The sequence below is a fragment of the Pseudobacter sp. genome, assembly GCF_051955275.1.
Lineage (GTDB): Bacteria > Bacteroidota > Bacteroidia > Chitinophagales > Chitinophagaceae > Pseudobacter.
This window is the reverse complement of the sequence record NZ_JBQCGW010000293.1, coordinates 1-21,523: the sequence shown is the minus strand read 5'-3', so window position 1 is coordinate 21,523 and position 21,523 is coordinate 1. Positions and strand designations below refer to the sequence as shown.

Sequence of the window (21,523 nt, the reverse complement as noted above, 5' to 3'; positions counted from 1 at the left end):
CCACATAATGGGTACTAATTGATAATGAATTTGAAGGTTTCGTTAAGTGTTCCGGCTGTCAGGTATCCATAATATATTCCTGGCTTTAACAGAGACAGATCGATTGGCTGCGTGCCGCCATTATAAGTTTTGCGATGCACGCTGCGGCCGTTATTGTCTAGCACCTGAAGGTCAAAGGAGCTCACGGACCTTTCTTTAAAGTTGATGATGAACCTGCCTTTGCCGGGATTGGGATATACATTCAAGGCTGTTTTGGTTTCCTTTTTTTCGACAAGCTCTTCCGGTGTGAATTCAACCAGCGTTTCAGTTTTCACAGCTCCGTGTACCTGGGTTGCTTCCGTAGCAGCCGGATCAACCATAAGATCATCCAGGAAGATAAACCAGGTGGTGCTGGTATTGGGTTGTGTGAATTCAATGGCATCCAGTGTTGCAGCTGAACTGTTGATGCTGCCATTGCCGCCATCCGTGGAGCTTCCACCATAGCTGGAAAGGTTCCACACATATTTGTGCCACTGGTTATCGCTGATCACATCAAGGGTGGGCGATAGCTCCGTGCCGTCGCTGTCATCGATCCATAATCTTACTTTAGCCCCGGTGTTAGCGGTATTGGTCTTCATATAAAAGCTCAATGTTCCCGCACCGGCAAATGTCCTGTTATTGGCTGGAGAGCCGGTACCGGAAAGCAGTCGCACTTTCCAGGCTGCACTGCTGGATGTATTATCATATAACTTAACAATCAAAGAATACAGTCCGCTATGCGCCGTCTTTGCGTTCTCCACAACAGAAGTGGTGCTTACACCAACGGTGGTTGTGCTGTAAGTGGGTTCTCTGTTGAAATGACCAAGACCAGTCTCGAACAGATCCAGTGTAAGTGTGGTAAGATAGGCGAGCAGGGCGCTGCATATTTCTCTTGGAGGATCATCGGAAGGATCATTCACCAGTTTGTCGTTTCCCATCATGGTAGAAGAACCACCTCCATCTAAGTTCAGTGCCTGGTAACATCCCAGCCAGACCATAAAATCCGCGAGCTCAGGAAGCGTCATGCCTTCACTCACTCCGGGATTTCTTCCATCACATACTACAAAGTACACTTTATCTTTTGTCTGGTTGAAACCGATACCTGTTCGTGGATGTCTTTCCAGCACTACAGGACCGCCTTCATCTGCGCTACTGTTTGCAGTCCAGTTCACGCCATCTCTTACCAGCCTGTTATGTCCTCCGGTAAGTTGTTTGATATTGGCAGTGCCTACGGGTGAATCAACCACTTTCAGGTTCAGGTTCACCACATCGTTTACGTTGATATTATCCAGGAAAGTTTTGGCAGTGCCTGTTCCCGAAAGCACGGCCTGACCGGCTGTATAGGTCATATTGCCTGCAGTGGATTTTGCCAGTACGGTGCAGGGCACGGTGGCATTGGCTTTCCAGGCATTCACTCCGCCAACGGGCACGATCCTGATCTCTGTTCCACCGGCAGCAGCACCGGTGCTGGTTCCCTTGAAGCGGTTGTACAACATCAGCAGGTCTCCGGTTGCTTTCCTGTTGATGCTGTTGATGGTGATGCTCGAGCCACCGGCTGTAAGTGTATACGCTTCACTGATTTTAGTAATGAAGGGTACCCTGCTTTCGGTGATCCCAAATACTGATCTGTTGAGTGAGGTATCCCAGAGGATCTCGCCATCCCCGATCATCATATGTCTGGGGTTGTATTGCGGTCCGCCACTGGTGAAGAAATCCGAGTTGATACCAGCTGTTACTTCATGGCCGCGGATATTTTCGTGATCTGCATACATGGTCATCAGTGTTTCTTTCGGACCATTGATCACAGCTCCTGCTTTTACGGCCTGTAATCTTACTGTTGACTCATCAAAGTCAATTTCCATCACTTTTATCTTCCTTGCAGGCGAAGTGGTTTTATAATGATGGAGCCTTACGCCCGGGCTCATTCTCCGGGTTGAGTCCAGGGTGTACTGTGCCATGCCGTCAGCAACTGCTGAACAGCATAGAATAAGGAATAGAATTTTTTTCATTGAATAGAATTAAGGAATGAGGAATATATATGTAGGATATTCTACTTCCAGTTTGGATTCTGCTTCAGGTTGGGGTTGAGTGTGATTTCTTCCAGCGGAATAGGATAGTAATAATCCTTGTCCTCATCAAATTTCCCAGGCGAATTGTACAGAGGATTGAAATTGCCCGATGTGGTATTGGTAAGTCTTTTCTGATTTACGTTGATGATGCTTGAGGTTCCGGGAGGCGCGCCGGCGGCGTTTCCATTATGCAGGAACACATCGGCTTTACCATCGTTATTGAAATCAAAAGCGCCGAGACTTGGGAAGTACATGCCCAGAATGGGTTTTTCCACTTTCTTTCCTTCTTTCCAGCGCATGAGGTCATCCCATCTCAGGCCTTCGTTGAATAATTCGATCCTGCGTTCTCTTCTGATCTCCAGGATCACGCCTTTGTTTGCCTCCTGGTCTACGTTGGGGTACATGGCTTCCAGAAAACTATCAGGATTGGAATTGGCGTCAGCAAGATTCATATTTGGCATGCCCGCACGCTCGCGAAGTTTATTGATGGATTTATCCAGGTCGGCCTGCGTGAGCGTACCAAGCTCTGCTTTGGCTTCGGCCAGCACCAGCAATGCTTCTGCATACCTGAAGAGAATGATATCATTGAAAGAACTGTTAGATCCCCACTGGTCCTTGGTGGCGAGCGCTTTTATAATCCGGTATCCTGTACCTGAAATATTGAGGTTGACAGGTTCGCGGGTAGTTTCTTTATAAGCTGTGAAGTCAGGCCCTGGAGTGGTTTGCGTGAGGCGAGGATCACGGTTCTGCATCTCATCGTAAAAACCTTTGGTGGCATAATCAGGCTGATCGGTGAAACGGCTGCCATCCTTCATGAGGTAACTATCGATCATGTCTTTGTTGATACCATACACACCGGCAGTGGGAGACGTCATCAGGTAACTCAATCCATGGCGACCGAAAGTTGGATTGTAATCCCTGGCCAGGATGGTTTCTGTAGCATCCTGATCATTGCGGGCAAAAAGCTCGCGGTAAGAATTGTTTACGCCGCCGGTGGTCAGCAATTTATAAGCGTTGGTATTTATCAGTTCTTCCGCTGCGGATGCAGCTTCATTCAGGAATTTTTCATGATCACCGAGGTGATGATATTTTCTGAATGTTCCCTCGAATAAGCAGATGCGGGCTTTCAGGATAAGGGCTGTGTATTTTGTCACCTGGTTCACCTGGATCTCTTTGGGGATATTGGCTACTGCATAATTGATATCGTCCAGCACAGAGTCCATCACCAGTTTACGGGAGTCCCTTCCTTTGAACAGATCGGGATCGTCGGCAGTCATCACTTTGTTGTAGAAAGGCACATCGCCGTAGGTCTTCACTTTATCATAATAAAAATAAGCTCTGAAGAAACGCGCGATGCCGCCGTATTTAAGTTTTGCTGCCTGATCAGGACATTTCTGATAATGCTCCAGGAAATAATTGATGGAGCGAAGGTTATCCCAGTTCCAGTTTGTATTTGCTTTGGAGGCCGGGACTATGCGCGAGCCTTTCACAAGGGTGGATACGTTCAGCTGAACAGCATTATCAGTGTAGGTATCATCAGTATACACCGTAATATTGGGCAGCATTTCATAAAAGAAATTGGTGTACACCTGCAGATCGGTGGCGTTGTTGAAAAACTTTTCTGCATCTATCTGGTCCTTGGCAGTGGTATCGAGGATATTCTTGTTACAGCTGGCGGCCAGCAGTGCAGTATATGTGATGAGTATGAGATTGATCTTCTTCATTACGGATGCATTTGAAACGGGTGATTAGAGAGTAAGGTTGATACCTGCGGAAAAGATCTTACTTATCGGATAATCTTCTGCCCTGGCGCGTGTTACAGCAGCTCCGGGGCTGGAGTAATTGATCCCGGCGCCGGCCATTTCAGGATCGATGTATTTTGTGAGGTTACCAAAGCGCCAGGTGAACAGGTTCTCGCCACTGAAGTAAACGCGCAGACGTTGGATATGCGCTCTTTGGGTGATCTTTTCAGGCAGCGTGTATCCAATGCTCAGGTTCTTGATCCTTAAATAGCCGACATTGATGAGATAATAATCATTCACTTCTCCAAGTGAGCGCATGCTACCAAGGGCCGCATATCCTCTGTTGATCTGAGGATTTCTGTTACCCGGTGTTTCTGGTGTCCATGCGCTGCTCACCAGGTCTTTGCGGATAAATGACAGATAAGGTCTTTCGTAAGGTCCCCAGTAAATATCACCTGTTGCATACCAGTCCTGGCGCCCAATGCCGGTACCCGCCAGGTTGAAATCGAAGTTTTTCCACTCGGCACTTAGGTTGAAGCCAAAGGGAAACTGTGGCATGGCATTGCCTATCGCATCGAGGTCGCCATGATCTGTCAGTGTATTCTTTCCTTTGTTGATGGCCCCATCTCCATTCAGATCTATGTATTTGATATCTCCTGCGCGGAGACCTTTCCATTCGATATTCTGTACGATATTCAGTTCATAGTTATATACCTGTCCCAGGCTTACGGTTGGATTGGCGAAACTGTTCTGATAATCCTTTGCCTCTTTATCGCTCTGGAACTGGCCAGCGATGCGGTATCCATAAATGGTTCCCAGTTTCTGCCCTTCCCAGTATGTGCTCATCAGGCCATTGGGGTTGGGATATTTTGTGATCACGCCTTCAAAATTGTAAACGCTGGCAGTAGCGCGGAGGCGGAGATCGCTACCCATTACATTGAAAGTATTGTTATAAGTGAAGCTCAGCTCAAAGCCGCGATTGCGGAGACTGGCAATATTCTCACGTGGTTCGGGGGCTCCAAACACAGCAGGGAGGCGTGCTCCGGGAAGGTACATGCCTTCGATATTCTTTTCATACCAATCGAATGATACGGAGAGACGGTCATTGAAGAAACCGAGGTCAGCTCCAAAGTCGATGGTGCGGGAATTCTCCCAGCTCACAACATTGGGTAGTGGTGATGGAGCTGTTACATAATTCACCTTTCCATTATTGATAAGCCAGGTTGTCTGCCCTGTTGCGAGCAACTGAGAAAAAGTATTGTTGTCGATATTCTGGTTGCCCAGTTTTCCATAAGACACTCTCAGTTTGAGTGAACTTATTACATCTTTGAGAGGCTGGTAGAATTTTTCCTTGCTTACAAACCATCCTGTAGAAACGGATGGGAAGAAGCCCCAGCGGCTTGCTTCCGGAAATTTAGAGGAGCCATCGTATCGGGCATTCACTTCCAGCAGGTACTTGTTTTTGAAATCATAATTGAGCCTGCCGAAGTAACCCTGAATACCCCATTGCACACCTGAACCGGTTGCACGCAGCATTTCAGTGCCAAGACCAAGATTGGCGAGATTATTTGCCAACAACCCTCCCTGCTCTGCCAGCACATTATCTGAATCAAAATCTTCCTGGTTGAAGCCGAGCAAAAGTTTGAAATTATGCTGCCTGTTCAGGCTTTTTGTGAAAGTGCCATAAGCATTCAGGGCATTGTAATAATTCCTGTTCCTGGTTTCAGTGATCCTGTTCACGCCTCCGATCTGTTGAATGATCTTGTCGCCAGTAAGATAGCGGAACTGGTTCAACCTGGTTGTATTGGCGATCTGGTTGATGGTATTGCTGTAATCGATATTGAACTGAAGATCTTTATTGACAGTGATTTTGGTGCTGAGTGTATTTACATATTGTTCCCAGTGAGATTTGATGTAATTTGACCTGTCTGCCAGTGGCCCCTGTGCGCCGCTTGCGAAAAAGTCAAAGGGAACGCCATCGAGCTCTGCGGGATGGAATGGCATCAGGAAATACCAGGTGGTATTGCTCCAAATACCCCCGTATCCATTCTTGCCGCCGCCGAATTCCAGTTCATTGGCTGTATTGAGCATCGTGTTATAAGTAAGCTCCAGCCAGTCATTGGCCTTCACTCTCACATTGCCTTTGATATTGAAGCGTTTGATCTCTGCATCATCTACATTCTGAATACTCTGTGTATTGAAGGCCCTGGCTGAAAGATATGCCTGTACTTTTTCATTTCCTCCGGATACAGACACATTGTGATTGGATGAGAACTGCCATTTACGGAAAAGGAAATCGTACCAGTTTGTATTGTAGAAAAACTTGTTGGAACCGTTTGGTTGCAGTTCCTTGAATGGAGCCAGGGTTCCGTCCACCACCTGTTTGATCCTTTCATAATCCGCATCATTGTATCCGGTGTAATTAGTGGCGTTGTATCCGTAAAGAGCTGCATCGACCGTTTTTCCATAAACGTATGGATCAGAGATAAAATCCGTACGTGTGGCGGGCCTGGAAATACCGAAATTGTTATCGTAATTGATCTGGATACGTCCTTCCTTTCCCCTCTTGGTAGTGATCAGGATCACTCCGAATGCTCCTCGCGCACCGTAGATAGCTGAAGAAGCCGCATCTTTAAGTACAGTAACACTTTCCACATCGGCTGGGTTTATTCTCTGGATATCTCCCTGAAAACCGTCGATCAATACAAGTGGTGATCCGCCGTTGATGGAGTTGAAGCCCCTTACGTTGATCTCCGGTGTTTCGCCGGGATTACCGTTATTGGACTGGATATTCAGACCTGGAAGCATGCCCTGTAAAGAGGTAACGATATTGGGAGTGGCCCGCTGCCCCAGTTGTTCACCGCTTACCTGGGATACGGCACCGGTGAGGTTCACTTTCTTTTGGGTGCCATAACCAACCACTACCACTTCATTCATATTCTGCATTCGCTCTGTAAGAACAATGGAACTGAATGCAGTGGATGTAGCGGGAAACTCCCTCGTAATGTAACCTGTATAAGAGATGCTGATAATATCCTTTGAATCGATATCGGTCAGCACGAATTCTCCTTCGTCGTTCGTTGCAACGGATTTGTTGGCCTGTTTTGCGCGTACCGTTGCGCTGATCAGCGGCTGCTCCTTACTATCTCTCACTTTGCCTTTGACAGTGATTGTATGCTGCGATACGGGTACCGGTTGCTCCACTACCTGCTTCTCAGATTCTTTGATGATGATGCTGTTGTCTTTGATCTCAAACGACAGGTTTGCGCCGGATAAGAGCTGCTTCAATGCTACACTAAGTTCCATGTTGGTCACAGAAACAGAAACATTCCCGGCCTTTTTCAGGTCCTTCACATTGTAGATAAAATCAAGACCAGTCTGTTTTCTGATCTCTTTAAAGACACTCGTGAGTGGCCTGTTCTTTTCATTGAGCGTAACGCGCTGTGCAATGCCTGCCAGACTGAGCTGCATGAGTATGAGCACAATGAGAGTTCTCGCGAATAACATATATGTCGCCAGTTTTTGGGTTTAAATAGAGAAATGACAGAATTTTCAATAAGAATTCATTGCTATTGTTTTTATAGCAGCAGGATAAAAGAGAAGACTAAGGTTTATTTGGATATGATCAGCTTGCGTCCTTTGCCTGACTGATCACCTTGTATAAGTTTAAATTTGATGGTACCTGTTCTCTCGAACATGCTCAGTACCTCGGAGATTTTCTTGTACCTGGATATCATGCCTCCAAAATGTTCTCCATCCACATTACCCTGGTATTCAGCTGTGAAGCCATACCATCTTGAAAGCTTCTTCATTATACTTTTGATATCCTCGTCTACAAACATGAAGTATCCGTTTTTCCAGGCCACAGCTTCTTCAGTATCCACTTCCTTCACGTTGATATTTCCATTGCCTGTAAGTCTTGCCTGTTGCCCGGGTTTGATCAGTACTTCCTTACCGGGGTTCACCACTTTAACGGAGCCCTGCAACAGGGTAACTGCCTGGTTATTTTCACTTGTGTAGGCATTTACGTTGAAATGTGTGCCCAGCACTTCCACTGCAGCATCATTGAAATGCACTTTGAATGGTTTGGATTTGTTCTGTGCAATTTCAAAATACGCTTCACCACTTACTTCCACTTCGCGGCTATTGCCTGAGAAGGAAACGGGAAACTTCAACCGGGATTCAGAGTTGAGCCAGACCTTGGTCCCATCTGCCAGCACCAGCTGGTACTCGCCACCCACGGGAATTTCAAGGATATTGTAAACCGGTGCTGATGCACCATTTGAGGCGTTTCCGTGCTCATAAATGATCTCTCCATTTGCGGCTTTGGTGATCATGGCATTGCCCTGTGTGCCCAGCAATCCTGCATTGGTAGAGTCAAGCACGATCTGTGAATTATCTGCCAGGATCAATACCGCCTTGTTCTTTTTACCTGGCAGGAAATCCGGCGCAGCCTGTTGAGCTTCTGCAACCTGCGGCTTCAGTTCAGGGCCTTTCTGGAAGAGGCTGTATCCGAACATGAGCAGCACCGAAGCAGCCGCGGCAATGCCTGCCCATTTCAGGATGGGGAAGCTGCGTAGCATGGAAGGCTGCTTTTCCTGGTGGATCTGTTCTTCGATCTCTTCATACAGTTGATGACTCTCGTAAGCATTGAAATGCAAGGAATTTTCAGGCTGCAGCTTCATGATCTCTTTAAAGAACTTCTTTGCCTGACGTGCATTTTCTTCCTGCGACAAAAGTTGCAGGAGCTCTTCATGTTCATCTTGTCCGATGGTTCCATTCCGGAACCGGTCAATAAGTATGTCAAGTCTTGATATGGCCATATCTAATAATAAAGACAAAAAAATGTTAGAAAGGGAGATATAGGGAAGAAGAAAATTTTAAAAAAATTCTGACGCCAGCAAAATCACTGTAAAAGGGCTGGATTTGATGAGCTTGGTGATAGCCTGCAGGGCCCATTGCTGGTACTTCTTAACGGAGTGCACTGAAATATTCATCTGATAGGCAATATCTGAGTTCTTGAACCCCTGTTGCCTGAGGAGATACACTTTCTTTTGTTGCATAGGCAACTGATCAACAGCATTGTCGAGGAGTGTATAATAATTATCGGCCGGCACGGGCTCTTCCTGATGGGCAGGTACCAGGTGCAGGCTGGCATCATGCTGTTTCTTTTGTGCGCCGGTCAGTTTCCTGATAGCGTTGAGGGTATGATTACGCGTAACAATGAAAAGGTAGGCAGTGAAATTATTCAATCCTGGCAAGGATTTGCGCTCCTCCCATATTTTCAGGAAAACGTCCTGGATGATTTCTTCGGTAAGCTCTCTTGACCTGGTAATGGAGAAAACGAAGCTACCCAGCTCCTGGTGATATTCATTGAAAACGCATCTGAAAGCGCGTTCATCACCTTGAGCAATTGCATCGAGAAGGGCCTTATTTTCCAGCGGTTTTAGCACTGAGCTTTAATTGAAGGTGTCGAAATTAGGAATAAAAGATAATTTATTTTGCCAGAGGGTATGAATGTTGATTATTAATTAATATAGTAGCAGCAGTGGTATTAAAGATAATAAATTACCGGATTTCTGGTGACATCACTGATAATTCTTGCTTTTACAGGAGGAGAGGGATATGATCCGGAGAACCCGAAACATTTCAGTCTGGACAATCTGCCCGTCCCGGTACCGGTGAAGCTGACCGGTATTCTGGTGAGGAGGGTTTCGTTGGGGCGGTGGTTATTTTTAGCGGAGAGAGGGGGTAAAAAATTGCTTAATAAAAGAACTGCTCTGAAATGATCTTTCCATCCCTCACTTCATAAAGCATTATTTCATTTATCAGGATCCTGCCAAACCCTTCCACGGTCAGGTCCTTTTCTCTCACCACTGCAAAATGGTTTGCGGAAACGATCGGTTCTGAAGTATAAAGGCGATGCACATCGCGGATACGCTTAACGAAATCTTCTCCTTTCTTTCTTACGGCAGCTTTACCTTCTGCATAACCCATATAAGGAGAACCGGGCGGATCAATACTTTTCACATCCTCTGAAAAGAACATTTCCTGAATGTCAAACCACTTTTCCTGTTTTGCCAGTTCATTGAACTGCGCTGCAACCTCTGCGGTGGAGAGTATCGTATTTTGCTGATTGATCATTGTACAGTTTTGACTGATGAATAATATACAGCAAAGGTATCGGACCTATTCATGTTGCATACTGTGCACCATGGACTTTAAGAGGGGTTGATTTGGACATATCAGGCAAGTTTATTTCCCAGCCGACATATTCAAAGCTGACTGCACGAAAGCCCTTACTTCTTCAGCAGGAATTGCGATGGAGCTGGTTCGGGAAACACGTGCTATATTGATCCCCAGAAAATTACCATCCAAATCAAAAACAGGGCTGCCGCATTCAGCAGGAAGCAGTCTGCCATCATGACTGAACATTCTCCTAAACCCGTACCTGCGTTCACTTTTACCACCCTCGAAATGTTCTGCCAGGTGTTCCTGTGCAGGTTGCGTATTGCCCATATCTTCCAGCACCAGATTTTTAGTATATCCGAATCCATATCGTTTCCCTTTCAGGCGGATCTTTGCAAAAGGTTTGTAGGTTGCTATTTCCCAGTTAAACTCATCCCTGGTGCTCACCTTAACTCCATTGAGGCTTACGATCCTGTCTCCGGCTTTCACCTTCGATATTTTTGCTGAACTGTTTGCCTCCACACTTTGAACCCGTAGCAAATTATTCTGCTCTATCACTTTAATCCTTACTGTAGTGTTCCAGCGATTGGGGAGATAACTTATACCCGGCGAACTCAATACACTTACTTTCGCTGGCTTATTTCCTGCAATCGGCGAAAACAGTATGGTTCCTGCCATATAGTTATTGATACTTCCAATGCCGGATAATATTTTGATGCCTTCTTTGATGGAGGTATTGATCTTAAGGAGCACCAGGTCGTTCATTGAATCGCGTGCAACTACAATTGCGGGATAGGATTTCGAATCGTGCGCTACAGAAATCGAATCTCCTACAATTGAGCTCTTGCTGATGATATAGCTGTAATTCTTCAGATCCTCGTTTGATAAAAAGAGGACTGTTCCCAGAGCATCGACTGCTGTTTTATTCAGCAGGCTGGTAATTGCCAGAGTAGTGGCTTGAAAACCGGATGACAAAAGGGATAAACTTTCATCGATTTTTGCAAGGCTGGGAATCGGCTTGATGCCTGACTCAACAGGAGTTGTCAACAAGTCCACAGACTTCATCGGGCTTGAAAACTGGTATTCACCGGTATTCAATAATTTTTCCCAGTTCTTACGAAACTCGTCAACCGGAATTTCAAAATTGGCGTTGGCTGATTGCGCTATCCTGCTGTGAATTCCTATCACTTTACCATTCATATCGAACAATGGACCACCGGAATCTCCAGGCTCCATCAGCGCAGTATTACATAAAAAGCCGGGATTCTCATTGCTTTCGATTATATATCCCAACCTTACCAATGGAGGCCCGGACTGCCTCATATTCTGAGGGTATCCCAAACTCAGGCAAGGTTCATATGTATTAAGTGTACAGGACCAGCCCATTTCTGCGTAAGGCCATGTACCCTGTCTTATTATTTTCAAAACAGCGGCGTCGTTATTGTCAAAGCTGCCCAATCCCTTTGCCACGGCAGTTCTTCCATCAGGAAAATTGATCTTGTATGTCTGATTGGTTTTTACTGCATGGGCTGCCGAAAGTATAATGCCATCTCCACTTACAACAACCCCTGTGAAAGTGGCTCCGGTTTCCCTGTCCTGCACAGAATCATAATTGGTTATAGAAACTGTTGCGCGCGAAACTCTTTTAACTACCCGCTGAATATCACTTTCCAGGGATTTGAAATCCGGTTGCTGACTGAATAAGCAACTGGCTGTCAGGAGCAAACCTGCCGTAAAAAAGAAAGAAATCTGATTAAAGCGCATCATTTGTTTTTTGAAAGTGGGACTGATAGTATAGCTAAATACTAACAATCAAAATGCTGTTCAGGGTGAAGACCAGGCCTGCCTATTTCTGGTTTTTGTGCCCTTTCGGGGGCATAAAATGCAAAAGAGCTTCAAACGGATAGTCTGAAGCTCTTTTCGTTATTTTTAGATTTCTACTGCCCTACCCTGATAGTGAATGGAACTTCAGAGGGAGGCTTTGCCTCTTTATGATTGCTCACTTTTAGCAGAATAAGTCCATTTCACCATTTTATCTGACCGGGCAGAAACGGAAGTAGCGATAATTGCCGCTACTTCTGTAAGGATAAGGTGGTTCATAATTTTGATCGGTTACGGGGCTTACTACGACAATATAATACAACTGTCCTGTTTTGTCCATTTTTTGCTTATATTTCAATAATGCTGTTTGATTTCTCCCTCTGAAGGATGCCGGTTGTTTCCAAACCTGCCGGTCGTTAGTTTTTCTATCCTGCCCACAAAATCAGTGATCCGCATACACGTTAAACTACCGATATATGAATTTGACAAAAGCTAAGGGAATTCTTGTCTTGGTATTATTGCTTGCCGGCCCCCGCTTTCTGACTGCCCAGATTGATGAACAATTGAAGCGGGATATTATCAACACCGGCTATGTGCACAGTCCGCTGCCATTGGATTACAGCAAATCGTTTGAAACATTCGGATTGACCAAGAAGGTTTTGTCTTCAACCATGCTATGCGATATGGAAACGCTGGATAAGTGGTCCCACAAAGGATTCGGCGGCATGCGGCTTACAAGCGAAAGGAGCATTTCAGGGAAAAACAGTCTGCGGCTGGTTGGACAAACCACTAATCCTGCCTTTTTAGATTGGGGTATTGGCCTTGGCACTTCCCTGGCTGCTTATGATGTTGGCGGTGCCAACTGGGAAAAGTACAATCGCATTCATTTCTATATCTATCCCCATTGCGAAGGGGCGCGCAGCATCTACCTGAACCTGTACATTGAAAATGACGGCAAGATCAAAGTTCCGGATAAGTATGAGCGGGAAGGCATTCATGAAATCAACCTGATCAATGGAAAATGGAATGAATGTTTTGTTGAGATGCCGGAATTATCCCGGGATAAAGTGACCAAACTATCATTTGCCATCGAGATCTTCGGTAAAGAGCGTACCATGGGCGACTCGCTCAAATTTGATATCGATGCAGTATCACTTCAGACAATTGAAGATCCTGAAGTGGTAAGTGGATGGATGCCTGCGCAAAACCGTATCATACACTCTACTACCGGCTACGGAGTGGAAAGCGAAAAATCCGCAATAGTAAATGTAAAGAACAACAAAGGGAAATTTCAATTGGTAGATAATTCCAGCAAGCTCGTTGTGCTTGAAGGCAAAATAAATAGACAGCAAACAGCTATCGGGAATTTCGAAACCATTGATTTCAGCAATTACAGAAAAGAAGGCAGGTATTTTATCAGGGTAGGGAATGTGGTTTCCAATCCGTTTTACATCAATAAGAATATCTGGGATAATTCTGCCTGGCGGATGCTGAATTATATTTTCGTTGAACGCTGTGGTTATCCGGTCCCGGGCAAGCACGGCGCCTGTCATAATGATCTGAACACAACCTTTGAAGGCAAGCTATTTCCGTTCAATGGGGGCTGGCATGACGCGGCGGATATGTCGCAGCAGGTATTGCAGTCCGGCGAGATCATATTCGGTCTGCTTGAAATGGCCGACCGGGCTAAAAGAAAGGGGAACAGTCAATTATTTATCAGGCTGCAGGAAGAGGCTTTATGGGGTATCGATTGCATATTAAAAGCGAGACTGGGTAATGGCTATCGCGCACAAACATGGGGCACCAATCTATGGACGGATGGATATATCGGCACCAAGGATGACTCTTCGAGAAGAAGACAGGTGCGTGTTCATAACAGGGCTTTTGAAAATTTCATGTTTGCAGGTATTGAAGCGTATGCAGCAATGCACATAGAGAACGATACCATGTTGAAGGAATTCCTGCGGAAAGTGGCCATTGAAGATTATGCCTTTGCCAAAAAACGTTTCGATAGTTTAGGGTTCAATGACCTGAGCAGCATCGGTGGAGGTGGCGATCACGCAGCGATGGCTTCCAACAGTCAGTATGCAGCGAATATTTCTTATGCCTCCAGCTTATTGTATAAACTCACCGGCAACAAATCCTATGCAGATGAAGCAGCCAAAGCTATTGAGTATACGCTGCAGTGTCAGCGCACAGAACCGCTGAATGACAAGAATAAAACATCCGGCTTTTTTTACCGGGACCTGAATAAGAAGTCCATCGTGCATTACACGCATCAATCCCGCGATCACTCCTATATGCAGGCATTAACGACACTTTGCGAAACACAACCGAAAAACCCGGATTATAAAAAGTGGGAATCGTCTGTGAGGTTGTATGGAAATTACCTGAAGAATATCATGCAATATGTGAGCCCATATGGAATGGTGCCCAGCGGTGTTTACCATATAGATGAAGTAAAAGACTCCGTGAATTTTTACAAAGTGCAGGTTGGAATATACAAAGGGGCTGCCGAAGATTATAAAGAGCAGTTGGAAAACGGGGTGAAACTGGATGAGGAGCATTACCTGCGCGTATTCCCTGTATGGTTTTCATTCAAGGGCAATGCTGCTGTGCAGCTTTCAACAGGAAAGGCTGCAGCACTCGCCGGGAAATTATTAAAGGACAAGAAGCTGATGGATATTGCTGAGCAGCAATTGTTTTGGGTTGTGGGAAAGAATCCATTCGGGCAGTCTATAATATGGGGGGAGGGAAGCAATTACCCGCAGTTGTATACGGCTTTGCCTGGCGAGACGGTTGGTGGGATCCCGGTGGGGATGCAATCGAGGTTTAATGAGGACACACCGTACTGGCCGCAGTTCAATACGGCTACGTATAAGGAGTTGTGGGTAGGGCCGGCGGCGAAGTGGTTTTCGTTGATTGCAGAGTTTTGAGTATCAAAAATGGATTCTCAGATATGAGCCTGTAGTTTCAGCTCTTCATAGATGAAACTGTGAGATTATTTTCTGAATAACCAATCCAGCAAAGTTGGCTCGGCATAAGCATTGATCCAACTATTATGCTTTACGCCTTTATATTCGGTATACTTTGGCTTGCCTCCGGCTTTTTTCAAGCTGGCTATTATCATGCGCGTGTACTTCACATCATTCACCTTATCCTCATCTCCATGAAAAGCCCAGAGGCGTACTTTTTGGTAAGTTTTTGCCCTGGCCGTATCTGCAATTCCACAAATTGGTATTGCTGCAGCGAATAACCGAGGGGCTCTGCTTAAAAAGTCAAATGTTCCTTCGCCACCTAAAGAGAGGCCGGTAATATAAATTTTATTTTGTCTGATCGGGAAATCCTTCTTTAAAGCAGCGATCAATTTCAATGTCAACTTTGTGGATGTGGTAGGCGTATCGGGAGTGGCAACACTTTTCGGGAAGTCTGGGAACCTAACCCATGGTTCCTCCTTTGTACATTGCGGTACCAGGATAAAGCAGGGATATTTTCTCCTGTTAGCACTGTCAAGAAATATCGCAGGAAGGCTTTTCAATGGTTTTTCATTATCGCTACCCCATGATCCTGCTCCGTGAAGAAATAGCACTAATGGATACTTCTTGTCAGAATTGTAATCAAGCGGATAAAGCAGGCGATAAGGCAATGTATCCCCGCCCAATACAAATTGTTTCTTTATGAAAGTTCCAGGTTGCTGTGCAACCGCATCACATATGAGGATGAATACGGTTAATAAAAGAATACCAAGTCTCATGGCATGAAACTACAAAGTATATTGTTAATACGCTAAATAGCTTTCTGTATCCTTATTTCTTACTTTACCATCATCACTGTAGAAGCTATCCTCGTCCCTCCTTTTCTGACTTCAATGTAATAAGTCCCGGTTTTGAGCAGTCCTTTGAACAGTTTCGTTTGCATTCCGGAGAATGTGCCGGTAAGAATTCTTCTGCTGTATACGTCATACACATTCAGCGTCAGTACGTCATTTGTGCTAACCTGCGAGGACAATACGGTGAGTAATGAAGTGCTGCTAACCGGGTTGGGCGCCAGTCTTAGTTCTGAGCCATTGTCCGAAGTATTTGAGATGATAGTGATCCCAAAATCACCGGTGGCCCGTGAAACATTTTCATTAACCAATACAGTAACGGGGGCAGTAACTACAGGGGAATTGGCATCGAAATAAACACCCGCTTTATTACTGATAACGGTATTGTTGGGTAAGGAAAGGGGTTGCCTGATCTTGAACTTCACAAATCCGGAGCTTTCTTTTTCATTGGTGGTAGCGGTTGGCAGGTTGATACCGTTGAACTTCCATTCAAGGATATTGCCGGAAATGGAGAAGGTATATGCATGACTTGCAATACCAGGAGTAAGGCTGCCAATGTCAAGAACATTGGTATTGATGGTATCTCTCAATATCAAATTTACAGCAGTCAGTTTGCTTGTGTTTTGAAAAGAGATCCGGTATTCCAGTTCATCTTTCGATGACACAAAGTGATTGCTGGTGATTCCGGAAGGAACAACAGTTTTATTATTGGACATGCTGGTTGCCGCCACAATGGTGCATTCCTGCTCAGCGGCTGCATTTTCATCATCGGCTGGGGTGGTATTAATAAGGCCCCTGGTAACGGAGGTTCCGCAACCTGTGCAGCCTTCCAGTGAGAACCTGGGTTTACTGATGCCAGGGTGAGCGGCAGATTGATCAGCTTCAAGGCGGATAGTTTTGCCACAGGCATTGAGCTGAAAAACAAGACTGTCGCCTGATTTCAGCTGCACTGTATTTCTTTGAATGAACTCATTGTCTGCGTAGAATCTGTATTCTGAGGCGCTGTTCATATTGTCTTCCCCTTTATTGGTGATGGAGAATCTGGCCAGGCCATTTCCAATGCATCTGCCAGTGATGGCAATGCTTGATTTGTCCCAGGAAGAAGCAACAGGTACACAAACAGAATCCGGGTAGATTTTAGCCTTTACGCAAACGGCACTATTGTCAGCCAGGCCACAGGCAACCGTACTGGTTATATTAATGGAACCACAATCACCAGCTTTGACTGTTCCGAGATTGAAGCGGAAATAATTGCCGTTTTGCAGAGAGGGGGCAGGTATACTTTTTATGAAGCTGAGTGCGGGATCCATAAAAACCTCCACCCACACATCCTGAGCATCGGAGGTTCCATTATTACAATAACGGACCTGGTGACTGGATTCAGCGCAAGATGTTACATTGCTGGCAGCTACATCTACCCATAGCAAGGGGCAGCTGGTCTTCATTGTAAGCCCGAAATTCACATGAGTTGCAGTTTCATAGAACTTATCAAATGCAATGGAATAATTAGCGGCGCAGCTGGTTTGCCAGTAGGGATGATTATTAATGATCCGCACTTCGTGTACACCTGTATCTACTTTGATTTCATAATTTCCATTGGCATCCGGAACCGCGAAACGATTGCTGGGAGAAACCTGGATCTTATAGTAGGCCGGGTTTGTAAGTCTTTTTTCCAGGGCTCCAGGTTCACAGTTATTATCGAGATCGTGATAAATACTTCCTTTGATAATGTTTGTCAGAACATTGCCTAGCTTATCTGTTCTGATTACATGCGCCTGGCTTGTCTGGCCTTCAATTTTGCTGGTTCCTGCCAGGATAAAATTTCCATCAGCGAGTTGGATGGCAGAACTTCCGCTATTGACGGCATTGTCTCCCAGGAGTTTTCTCCATTCGGTTGTTCCATCATTTTTGAGCTTGATCAATAATATTTTTCCTTCGGAAGAAGCTTCGGTTGAGTAGCCGCTGACGCAGTAGCCGCCGTCGTTGGTATGCTCTATTGAATTGAGGAAAACAACGTTGTAGGCTCCCAGGTACCTGGAGAAAATGGTGTCGCCGTTGTTTTTGAGTTTTACAAAATAGGCGCCTGCCTCGGCATTGGGAGTAAGGAAAGGAATGCGCGAAGATACCAGCACATAACCGTCTTCCTTATTGGCTGTTTTAATATCAGAGAATGCGTATTCAAAATACCTTTTCTGCCAGGTTTCGTAGCCGTTTTCATCTGTTTTGATGATAAAGCCGCCGCTATCCGAAGTACCGGTTAAGATGTATCCTCCTTCCCGGGTTTGTTCAGCATAGAAAGATTCATTCTGCCTCAACCAGGAGATCATAAATGTTCTGGCCCAGGTCAGCTCACCATTGCTGCTGGTTTTGATCAGGAGAGCTTCGCCGCTTCCCAGTCCTTCATAGGTCATATTTCCAGAGATCACAAATCCCCCGTCGCTGGTTTGTTTTATGGAGCGTGCGTGAAGACCTGCTGAGTTTGGCGTGCTGAAAGGAATTATTTTGGTCCATTCCAGTATGCCTTCCGTGCTGAGTTTGATAAGCTTTAACAGGCCATTGTTTTTCTCACTGGCAACAGCAATGTAACCACCATCGGTGGTTTGTTGAATACTGATGCCCCAGTATGTTGTTACATCAGTGAATGTTTTCGTCCAGACAGTATTGCCTGTGTCATCGGTTTTAATGATCTGCAAATCGTAGTAGAAGCCCCAGACAGCGTTATTGGATCGGGCAGCCAGGATATACCCTCCATCAGATGTAGGTTGTACATAATGACCACTATAATCTTTATCAGATCCATATTTTCTCTCCCAGCCCTGGGCAATGGAAAGAAGGGGAGAAAACAGTAAAATGAAAATCAGGAAGGCAAAGGGGGAAAATTTCATAAATTGATGGGTTAAGCGGGCTGGTTAACCTGATAACGAAGATAATTCCACGAAATAGAATTAAAAAATAAAGTCGGAGCTATGGAATGGAGTATCCGGCCAGTCGCCTATCTCACAAGAAATTTCAGAGCATCGTAGGCGGCTGACGGAACCACGGACATGTGATCAAATTCTTTATAGTATTTCCAGTTGAAGATCAGCTGATTTTTTCTGTTCTCATGGATAAGGTCGGCCAGCGTCAGGCTGGGGCGGATCAAAGCAGTTTCCCGGCTGGTGTCTTTTCTGAGTTGCGAAACATCTTTGATGTTTTTATTCCTTGTGTTGGCTATAGCGAGATACAATGAGTTCGATGTAAACGATTTTTTTGCCAGAACATGCTTCGCCTGGATCAATAATTTCTGGTCATCCCACCACATAGCGGGATCCATTGCTGCGTATTTGTTGAACAAGCTGGTATGGTTCAGGAGTACATGCATTGCCATTAAACCTCCCAATGAATGCCCAATCAATATGCGGCCAGGTGCGACTGGACCAGCTCATCCTTTTTTATAAATTCACAAAGTCAAAACAAAGCTTGTCTTGCTTTTCTCGTACTTCATCAGCTTTCTTATTTTTATACTCCCACTTTCCCATATAATCTTTTTGTATTAGTTTCTTTATTAAGTCTTCTTTACTCAACTCAAAAAGAGCAGGGTATTCAGTTTCATATTCCAAACATTCAGAAATCTCTTTAGGAACGGGGAAATCTTCATTGCTTATATTTATTCCATTTTGACGGATGTTTGTTATTTCAATATTGACATTATAATCCCTCAAAAATGTTTCAACATTTTTGCCTGCAAAAACATCCTTGTCGGAATAACCTACTTCCCAATATCTTATAGTCGGTGCAGAAAAAGGTGAAGTGGATAAGCAGTTATGCTTTTGATAGTACTTTGAGGCTCCATTAATTTTAGCTTTATACCCGTAATTGAAACGAATTTGATCTATTGTTCCTTTCAAAGGTATTAATCTGAAACCTAAGTTCACGTCTTTGATGCCTCCGATGTATTCGTAATATTCCTTGTCAATATATGCCAATTCGATTTTTACATAATTGTTTAGAGAATTTTCTTCTAAGTATTTTTTCCAAAAAACTAACATTGAATCTGCTTTAATTTGAAAGCCTTCAAATTTCTGTTCCCATTCGATTACCCATTTTTTCGACAACGGCTTCCAATAAGCAGAGTCCTGAATGAATTTAAAGTACTTAAAAAGTCTTCGGTATGTTACATCATTAAATTTTGCCTTTTTGATGTCATCCATCTTCTCAACCTTTTTTCTAAGACTTTCATAAAAAGAGGCAAATGAAGTGTCGGTCTTAATTGCTTTTGATAATTCACCGGTACTTAGTTCTTCAGAAACAGACTTATTAGAAATGCTGCTACAACTGCTCAAGATAATAGTAAGCCATAAAATCAGTAAAGACGATCCTCTCATAGAATTCTTTGTTATTTTTTACGTTTAAATACAAAGTTTAATTCTGCAGTTCGGACATTCGGTTGAATTCCGGAAACATATTGATCATTTCCAAAATTCGGATGAACCGTTTCTGTTTTTTCATAAATCCCAACTAACTCCCATCCCTCCTTTCCAAATAAGTCAAGAGCCTCATCAGTCACATCAAATTTTTTAGATTGGAATTTATCCGCAGATGCGTCTTCATTACCTTTTACTGACACAGTTTTATATTGCCATTTTGACGAACAGGAAGAAATTCCAAGTCCTAAAATCGCAATAAAAAGTACCTTTCTCATTTTATAAGTTGTTTTAGTGGAATTGATGTGCAACATAACAAACCTCTTATGGTAAAAAATACGGTTACCCGTAAACCTCTTGTGATAATAACAAAATGTAGGATTGTTCAATCCACAAACCAACTGTTGCATGAAAAATAACACACTTATACTCAGAAAACCCCAACAAATCTTTTTACTCAAAGTGCGTTGTATCGACTGAATGAAATGTATTTTAATACATTATGTCTGGAATGCGATAGTTGTACAAATAAAATCATTTGTGATACTTGCAGCACACAAACACTAACACGACTTCAATACGAAATAATGTTTAATAGAGGTTTCACCTTCCCCTCACCATCTTCCTTATCACAGTAAAGGTGTAGTCAAAACAGGATTAAAGTGATAGTAGATAAACAACTTGAAATATTCCGATCCATTTCTATTACTTACTCCACTTTATCTGTACAATCCCTAGTCTGAGAAAGGTTTTACTTGAATGATAATAGTAAGCTTGCAAAAAGTTCGGAAGAAATTTTCCTTGTTGATATGAAATCGATAACCTTCTGTAATTGCTCATTAGGCGTAATACTTTTCTTGTGAAAGGACAAATCTCCATTCAACGTATTGGGTAAGTATTCTGGCAAAAATTCTTTATCATGCTCATCCGGAATTTCCGTGATATGTTTTTTTAGTTCCTCATAAGAAAGTTTACTTTTTACTTCCAAAAAAAATTGAGGCTTCCCTCCACGTATCATTTCTCGGCAGAGAGCCAAAGGCTTAACGTTCTCAAAAGAATTGATGATAAGCCCTATTTCGCTTTTTTCTTCTTTCTCGTAAGAAGAACGAATAAGGTCTTGAATTGTTCCTTGCTTTGGGACAGGGTTGTTTTCGTCTAATTTGAGGGCAAACGAAAAGATAAGATGCTCTGTATCTCGGTACGTCATAATTTCCTCATCTGTGCGCTTCCTTGTCACATAAACTTTTTGGTTATTCTCGTTCAACGTGTATACCGCCACGGCGACACCGATTGTATTTGCTAAAATTGATTTCGAGAAAGGTGGAAACTTATCCTCACTTCCTGCTTGAGCCATATCCCAAAATCGCAATGTGCCGATTTCTTCGGAATTATTGGGAAACCTATCGATTGGCAATTCCCTATCTACCTCCACGCTCGAAGCGACTTGATCATAGT

Annotated in this window: 14 protein-coding genes; 1 reads left to right on the top strand and 13 read right to left on the bottom strand. The window is 44.2% G+C overall.

The window, feature by feature from the left end; genetic code table 11:
* Positions 1-14: 14 nt before the first annotated feature.
* The 7 genes from ACTHMC_RS25505 to ACTHMC_RS25475 form a co-directional block, all read right to left on the bottom strand.
* The gene (locus ACTHMC_RS25505) at positions 15-2,027 is read right to left on the bottom strand and encodes a phosphodiester glycosidase family protein (RefSeq protein WP_440417626.1); all 2,013 of its coding nucleotides are present in this window, start codon (positions 2,025-2,027) and stop codon (positions 15-17) included.
* 41 nt (positions 2,028-2,068) lie between these two features.
* Complete coding sequence (locus ACTHMC_RS25500) at positions 2,069-3,811, bottom strand: RagB/SusD family nutrient uptake outer membrane protein (RefSeq protein WP_440417625.1); 1,743 nt, start codon at positions 3,809-3,811, stop codon at positions 2,069-2,071.
* A 24-nt stretch (positions 3,812-3,835) separates the two neighbouring features.
* Entirely contained in the window at positions 3,836-7,336 is a 3,501-nt protein-coding gene (locus ACTHMC_RS25495; RefSeq protein ID WP_440417624.1) for a TonB-dependent receptor, read from the bottom strand.
* Between the two features lie 104 nt (positions 7,337-7,440).
* Entirely contained in the window at positions 7,441-8,652 is a 1,212-nt protein-coding gene (locus tag ACTHMC_RS25490) for a FecR family protein (RefSeq protein WP_440417622.1), read from the bottom strand.
* A gap of 57 nt (positions 8,653-8,709) precedes the next feature.
* Positions 8,710-9,282 (bottom strand): RNA polymerase sigma factor, encoded by a 573-nt coding sequence (locus tag ACTHMC_RS25485; RefSeq protein ID WP_440417620.1) that lies wholly within the window; start codon positions 9,280-9,282, stop codon positions 8,710-8,712.
* 310 nt (positions 9,283-9,592) lie between these two features.
* Positions 9,593-9,973 (bottom strand): SnoaL-like domain-containing protein, encoded by a 381-nt coding sequence (locus ACTHMC_RS25480; RefSeq protein WP_440417618.1) that lies wholly within the window; start codon positions 9,971-9,973, stop codon positions 9,593-9,595.
* A 111-nt stretch (positions 9,974-10,084) separates the two neighbouring features.
* Positions 10,085-11,782 (bottom strand): trypsin-like peptidase domain-containing protein, encoded by a 1,698-nt coding sequence (locus ACTHMC_RS25475; protein ID WP_440417617.1) that lies wholly within the window; start codon positions 11,780-11,782, stop codon positions 10,085-10,087.
* Positions 11,783-12,315: 533 nt separating this feature from the next.
* Here ACTHMC_RS25475 and ACTHMC_RS25470 point away from each other — a divergent pair.
* Entirely contained in the window at positions 12,316-14,775 is a 2,460-nt protein-coding gene (locus ACTHMC_RS25470) for a glycoside hydrolase family 9 protein (protein ID WP_440417615.1), read from the top strand.
* Positions 14,776-14,840: 65 nt separating this feature from the next.
* Here the strand turns inward: ACTHMC_RS25470 and ACTHMC_RS25465 are convergent, their stop codons facing one another.
* The 6 genes from ACTHMC_RS25465 to ACTHMC_RS25440 form a co-directional block, all read right to left on the bottom strand.
* Positions 14,841-15,593: an alpha/beta hydrolase-fold protein gene (locus tag ACTHMC_RS25465; RefSeq protein ID WP_440417614.1), complete on the bottom strand. Its 753-nt coding sequence runs from the start codon at positions 15,591-15,593 to the stop codon at positions 14,841-14,843.
* A 59-nt stretch (positions 15,594-15,652) separates the two neighbouring features.
* Entirely contained in the window at positions 15,653-18,550 is a 2,898-nt protein-coding gene (locus tag ACTHMC_RS25460; protein WP_440417612.1) for a DUF7619 domain-containing protein, read from the bottom strand.
* Between the two features lie 107 nt (positions 18,551-18,657).
* On the bottom strand, positions 18,658-19,062 hold the full coding sequence (locus ACTHMC_RS25455; protein ID WP_440417696.1) for an alpha/beta hydrolase-fold protein: 405 nt from the start codon (positions 19,060-19,062) through the stop codon (positions 18,658-18,660).
* A gap of 34 nt (positions 19,063-19,096) precedes the next feature.
* Positions 19,097-20,029 carry a hypothetical protein gene (locus ACTHMC_RS25450; protein ID WP_440417611.1) on the bottom strand — a complete coding sequence of 311 codons (933 nt, stop codon included), beginning with the start codon at positions 20,027-20,029 and terminating at the stop codon, positions 19,097-19,099.
* An 11-nt stretch (positions 20,030-20,040) separates the two neighbouring features.
* The gene (locus ACTHMC_RS25445) at positions 20,041-20,346 is read right to left on the bottom strand and encodes a DUF4177 domain-containing protein (RefSeq protein WP_440417609.1); all 306 of its coding nucleotides are present in this window, start codon (positions 20,344-20,346) and stop codon (positions 20,041-20,043) included.
* 473 nt (positions 20,347-20,819) lie between these two features.
* On the bottom strand, positions 20,820-21,523 hold a 704-nt coding region (locus tag ACTHMC_RS25440), incomplete at its 5' end, for a hypothetical protein (RefSeq protein WP_440417607.1).